The 6,032-nt window shown below is 63.8% G+C and carries 5 protein-coding genes; 3 read left to right on the top strand and 2 right to left on the bottom strand.

Features of this window, described 5'->3' with window-relative positions; all coding sequences use genetic code 11:
* Window positions 1-1,174 (bottom strand): ATPase, T2SS/T4P/T4SS family (locus QZ213_RS23235; RefSeq protein WP_291688425.1); only part of this gene is annotated, 1,174 nt, incomplete at its 3' end.
* Between the two features lie 188 nt (window positions 1,175-1,362).
* On the opposite strand from QZ213_RS23235, the gene gspD reads away from it, so the two are divergent.
* Entirely contained in the window at window positions 1,363-3,786 is a 2,424-nt protein-coding gene (gspD, locus tag QZ213_RS23230; protein WP_291688424.1) for a type II secretion system secretin GspD, read from the top strand.
* Between the two features lie 115 nt (window positions 3,787-3,901).
* On the top strand, window positions 3,902-4,459 hold the full coding sequence (locus QZ213_RS23225) for an A24 family peptidase (protein ID WP_291688423.1): 558 nt from the start codon (window positions 3,902-3,904) through the stop codon (window positions 4,457-4,459).
* Window positions 4,460-4,521: 62 nt separating this feature from the next.
* Here QZ213_RS23225 and QZ213_RS23220 read toward each other — a convergent pair whose 3' ends face one another.
* Window positions 4,522-5,010 (bottom strand): tetratricopeptide repeat protein, encoded by a 489-nt coding sequence (locus tag QZ213_RS23220; protein WP_291688426.1) that lies wholly within the window; start codon window positions 5,008-5,010, stop codon window positions 4,522-4,524.
* A 306-nt stretch (window positions 5,011-5,316) separates the two neighbouring features.
* On the opposite strand from QZ213_RS23220, the gene QZ213_RS23215 reads away from it, so the two are divergent.
* Window positions 5,317-6,032: CoA transferase (locus tag QZ213_RS23215; protein WP_291688422.1), on the top strand; the 716-nt coding region annotated here is incomplete at its 3' end.

The raw sequence follows: 6,032 nt of genomic DNA, 5'->3' as shown, positions 1-6,032 counted from the left end.
TTTCGCCGACCATGATCACGTCGGGGTCCTGGCGAACGAAGGCGCGCATCGCTGACGCAAAGGTGAGACCGATCGATGGCTTGACCTGCGACTGGTTGATGCCGGCGATTTCGTATTCGACGGGGTCTTCGATGGTCAGGATCTTGCGGGTCGGCTCGTTCAGGATCGAAAGCATGGTCGCAAGCGTCGTGGTCTTGCCGCTGCCGGTCGGCCCGGTCACCACGATCATGCCGTGCGGCAGCGCCAACAGACGGGTCATGATCTGTTCGTCGCGGGCGGCAAGCCCGAGCCTGCCCATTTCGAGCAAGCCGCGGTCGCGCGGCAACAGGCGGATCACCGCGCTCTCGCCCGCTTGCGTCGGCATGGTCGCGACGCGGACGTCGAGTTCGGAACGGCTGACGCGGACCCGCGCCGCGCCGTCCTGCGGCAGCCGCCGCTCGGCGATATTGAGGCCGGCGAGAATTTTCACCCGCGAGATCAGCGCCTGCGGCGGAATGCCCGATGGAGACGGCATGGCGCGCAGCAGGCCGTCGACGCGCATCCGCACCACGAGGCCGGTGCGAAACGGCTCGATGTGAATGTCGCTGGCGCGCAGCTCGACCGCGCGCTCGAGCAGATCGTTGAACGCGCGGACCACCGGCGCACCGCTGGCAAGATCGCGCAGGCTCTCGATATCGTCGTCGGATTGCTGGCTCGATCCTTTCGCGCCTTCGTCCGCATCGGCGCCTTCCGCTTCGGTGCGCTGGTCGAGCAGTGTCGTGATGTCCTCGAACGACGCTACCGCGACTTCGACCGGCACACCGAACACGATCTCGGCGGCGCGAATGGCCGCGGTATCCGAGGGGTCGGCCACTGCAAGCCGATAGCCGCCGCTCTGTGCGCGCATCGGGAAGATCGTGGACTCGCGCAGAAAGCGTCGCGAAAACCCGTCGAGGCAAGGCGTGGAAGCGAGCAGTTGCGGCAGGTTCAGCCTGATGACTCCCCAGTAGTCCGAGACCTCGTCGGCAAATTCCGCAGCGGACAGATCGGTGGCTTCCCACAATTCCCGAAGCGGCCGCGCGAGCGTGGAGCTGGCAGGGTGTTCGACGCGCGCGCGCGCCTTCGGCGGCAATGAATATTTTTCGAGAATATGCTGCCGGAAGGTCTCTGCGGAAAGGTCTCGCATCGAGCTCACAACGCCAACCCTGTGAATGGAAAGCAACGCGATCACGTGTTGCACGAAGCAATTGCTCCAGACCTATCCAGTAGCAAAAGCACAATCGCGACGCAAACTTTTGAGCGTCCGCACCATCGATGATTGGGAGCGTTTTCGATTTCGCGCCTGCGTTCAGGGCAGACCGGAACCCCTGTAATATTTCTGTCATGCTTCCTGCTTACAGCTTGCATCGTCGCAGCGGTGGTGGGCGTGTCTTGTTCAAGGTGGTCGATCCGCTTTCGCGCCAGCGTTCAGGGTTGACCGGAACGCTCGTAATATTTTTGTTATGCTTCCTGCTTACAGGATGCATCCTCACCGCCGATCAGGCGATGGAAGGCAATCCAAAGGATCCTCGCGCGCAGGGTATCGTCGACCAAGTCCGCTCGATCGATTTGCTGCCGCATCAGACTGCCGACGTCGGCAATGGTGGGATTGCGCGGCCGACGAGTTCGCGGCCTGCGGTCTATCTCAGCGACGGCACCACGCCGCCGGGCTCAACCGCGATCGAACGCGATGATACCGGTTCGGGCAGCGGCTATGACCTAAATTTCGAGAACGCGCCCGTCGCCACTGTGGCAAAGGTCATCCTCGGTGACGTACTTGGCGTCGGCTACGCCATCGATCCCCGCGTGCAGGGCACGGTGACGCTGGCGTCGGTTCGTCCGGTGGCGAAGGCGGACGCGCTTTACGTGCTTGAAAACGCCTTGCGGATGTCCGGCGTGGCGCTGGTGCGCGACCGCAGCGGCTACCGCCTGCTGCCGGCCAACGAAGCCGGCCCCGGCGGCATCGACCGCACGGCGTCGGCCGAAGCCGGCCAGGGCATCAGCGTGGTGCCGCTGCGCTATGTCTCGGCGCAGACCGTCTTCAAGCTGTTGGATGCATTCGGCGTCAAGGCCACCACGCTGCGACCGGATAACGGACGCAATACGCTGATCGTCACCGGCAGCGGCACCGACCGCGCTTCCGCCATCGACACCATCCTGAGCTTCGATGCCGACTGGATGCGGGGACAATCGGTCGGGATCTTCCCTGTGCACAACTCTTCGCCCGAGCCTGTGATTTCCGAGATCGAGAAGATCATGGATTCCGGCGAAGGCGGCCTCAGCCAGAACGTCGTCAAGTTCCAGCCGATGAGCCGGCTCAATGCCATTCTCGTGGTCAGCCAGAAGCCGGAATATCTCAAGCGCGCCCAGACCTGGATCGCGCGGCTCGACAAGTCCGACACCGAGGGGGTAAATCTGAAGGCCTATCCGTTGCGCTACGGCAACGCCAAGTCCGTCACTGCCCTGCTCAACGAGATGCTGATCGGTCGTAGTGCAGCGAGCGAAACCAGTCTCGACGGCGCATCGAGCCAAATTTCACCAGGCGCCGGCGTTTCGCTCTCCTCATCATCCTCATCCAGCAGCAGCCCGGTGGCCCAATTGAGCGCCATGCCGACAGCGGCCTCCGGCGCCACGCCGCCTGGCTCCGCCCCGCCGCTGAACGTCCGCGCCGCGCCTTCCACTTCCACCGGCAATGCCGGCGGACAGGACAATTCGTCGAGCAGCCTGCTCGGCTCCTCCGGCAAGCCCGGCAACGCCCTTCTGCAGAATGTCCGGATCACGGCTGACGTCACCAACAACGCGGTACTGGTCTATGCCAATCAGGAATCGCAGCGCGTCGTCGAACAGACCATCCACCAGATCGACCGGCCGCAGCGCCAGATCGCGATCGAGGCGACCATTGCCGAGGTGACGCTGAACGATCAGCTGAACTACGGCGTGCAGTACTTCCTCGCGAGCCAGAAAGGTTCGATCTCCAACACGATCCCTGGCGTCACTCCCAGTCCCGGCGGTACCACGGCCACCGGGACCACCGGGACCACGGTCATCGAGCCCGCCAGCAACGCCGTCAATGCCGCCGCCGGCGCGCTGCTCGGGCGCGTGCTTCCAGGTTTCAATCTGCTGGTCGGAGCGGAGAACTCACCTCGCGTTATTCTCGACGCGCTGCATAACATCACCGACGTCAAGGTTCTGTCCAATCCGTCGCTGGTCGTGCTCGACAACCAGGCGGCGACCTTGCAGGTCGGCGATCAGGTTCCGTTCTCGACCGGCACCGCGACGGTGCTGACCGCGAACAACACAGTGGTCAACACCATCGACTACAAGAACACCGGCATCATCCTTCGCGTGCTGCCGCGCGCCAATGCCAACGGCAACGTCGTGCTCGACATCGAACAGGAAATCTCAAGCGTGGCCGCCGGAAGCACGGGATCGCTGACGCCCACGATATCGCAGCGGCGCGTCAAGAGCTCGATTGCGATCGCGAGCGGCCAGACCGTGCTGCTCGCAGGGCTCATCAGCGAAACCGAGAACAAGCAGCGGCAGGGCATTCCACTGCTGGATTCGATACCTGGTGTCGGCGATGCTTTCTCGCATCAGACCAACTTGCGGTCGCGAACCGAATTGATCCTGTTCATCCGGCCGACAGTGATCAAGGATGCCGTCGATGCCCATGTCATCGCCGAGGAAATGCGCAGCAAGATGAACAGCCGGCTGGTCGGAACCAGCGTGCCGGTCGTGGTGGTCGATCCGCCGAAAGGCACGCGCTGAGCGCGCCTGTTCTGCTAGAGTGGGTAGCGGCTTTGCGCGCAGAAGACGCTCAATTGATCGGTCCGAACCATCTTCCCGCGGCTGGCCGAATTCCACCCGGCCGGAAAATGCTGCCGTGATCATTCGACCGGTCCGCCACGGAGCTCTCGGTCTCGCGCTGCTGGCGGCGGTGGCTGGCAGCCTTCTCGCCGCCCCCGGCCCCGATGGATTGTTTGGCGCGCTGCTGGCCGCCCTGATGCTGGCGATCGCCGTCATCGACTCCGGGCGCTATATCATCCCCAACGAATTGACCGGCGCCGCGGTGGTGCTGGCGTTGCTGCGCGCGGGCTTGGTCGGGCCGGAAGCGGGTTGGCATGCCGTGATCTGGGCAACCCTCAGGGCCGCCGCGGTCACCCTCCCCCTGCTCTTGCTGATGACCGGTTACCGGCGCTGGCGCGGCCGCGACGGGCTTGGGCTCGGCGATATCAAGCTTGCCGCGGTTGCAGGCGCCTGGCTCGGCTTCGTCACCATATTCGCGGCGATCGAACTCGCCGCGCTGTCGGCGCTCGCCGCTTACGCTGTCAACGCCTGGCTGCGCAAGCGGCCGCTGAAAGCGACCGCATTCCTGCCATTTGGAGCTTTCCTTGCGCCCGCGATCTGGATCGGCTGGCTGGCCGAGGCGCTATTGAGCTAGGCCCTACTGGTTTCCTGAACTCTCTTCACGCCAACCGGCATCTGCTTTTTTCGAAAGCGCTATCAGCGCTCGCGGCTCGGTGCCCATTCCAGCGCCCTTAAGCGCGCCTGCGCGAGCTCGCCGCGCGTCATCTTGGTGGTCACGGCATCGCGAATCCGTGCGCGCGCTTCCCGGGCGGCGCGCGGGGACGCGGCGGTGGAAAGATTGAGCCATTTGCTGGCCTCGACGATATCCCGCGGCACCCCGAAGCCCTTGTCGTAGAGCAGACCGAGGGAATATTGCGCGAGGCTATCGCCCTGTTCGGCGGCCCGGCGATACCACATCGCGGCTTCCGTATAGTTCTGCGGAACGCCGCGTCCGGTTTCAAACATGAAGCCGAGATAGGATTGCGCGGCAGGATTACCCTGCTCGGCCAGCGGGATGAAGATCCGCGACGCCGACACATAATCCTGCCGGCTAAAGGCGGAAGCACCCTGGCGGAATGACGCGGCTTCGGCGAGACCGGCAGCCGAGAGCAGCAGCGCCGCTACGCCAACGACAACGCAAAGAATTCTCTGCAAGCGCGCAACTGTCGACCAGGGTCTGCGCAAGGCTGATAGCGGATCGAGATTCGTAGTGCGGGCACTGCTCACGGTAATCCTTTATCCGTTTCGTCAATTGCGCACACACTAATACTGCAGGCCGAAAATATCCATAGCGGCCGGCCACGCGCCGACGCCACTTCATCCATTCGTTATGAACTCTCTTCCCGCGCAAAAAACTCGTCTAGTATGGTCGAACCGGAGTGGTCATGATCCCTGAGCCGGAATACCTGTTCGGGCTCGAACCAACCGCATCGTATCGCTGGAGTATCTTGAATGCCGTTCCCGCGCGCCTCGCAGGCTCTGACCCGCTTCACCGTGCTTGATCTCACCCGGGTCCGTTCCGGGCCGACCTGCGTGCGGCAGCTCGCAGATTGGGGCGCCAACGTCATCAAGGTCGACGCCCTGACGGAAGACGCCGGCGGCGAGCAGCCGGGCGGCCCGCGCCACGGTTCCGACTTTCAGAACCTGCACCGCAACAAGCGCGCGATGACGCTCAATCTGAAGGATCCAAAGGGGCTCGAAGTGTTCCGCCGGCTGGTGGAAAAGGCCGACGTCGTGGTCGAAAATTTTCGCCCGGATGTGAAAGCGCGCCTCGGCATCGACTACGATAGCCTACGCGAGATCAATCCGCGCCTCGTCTATGGCAGCATCTCTGGCTTCGGCCAGGACGGCCCCTATCACAAGCGTCCCGGCTTCGACCAGATCGCCCAGGGCATGGGAGGGCTGATGTCGATCACCGGCGCGCCGGGCGAAGGCCCGATGCGGGTCGGCATCCCCGTCGCCGACCTCACCGCCGGCCTGTTCTGCGCCATCGGAATTCTGACGGCGCTGTTGGAGCGCGACGTCTCCGGTGAAGGCCAGTGGGTGCAGACCTCGCTGCTGCAGGCGCAGATCTTCATGCTGGATTTCCAGGCCGCGCGCTGGCTGATGGAAAAGGAGGTCGCCAGGCAGGCCGGCAACAACCATCCGACCAGCATTCCGACCGGCGT

Origin of the sequence: Bradyrhizobium sp. (genome assembly GCF_017881085.1) — a bacterium.
GTDB lineage: Bacteria > Pseudomonadota > Alphaproteobacteria > Rhizobiales > Xanthobacteraceae > Bradyrhizobium.
This window is presented reverse-complemented; position numbering and strand designations above follow the sequence as displayed.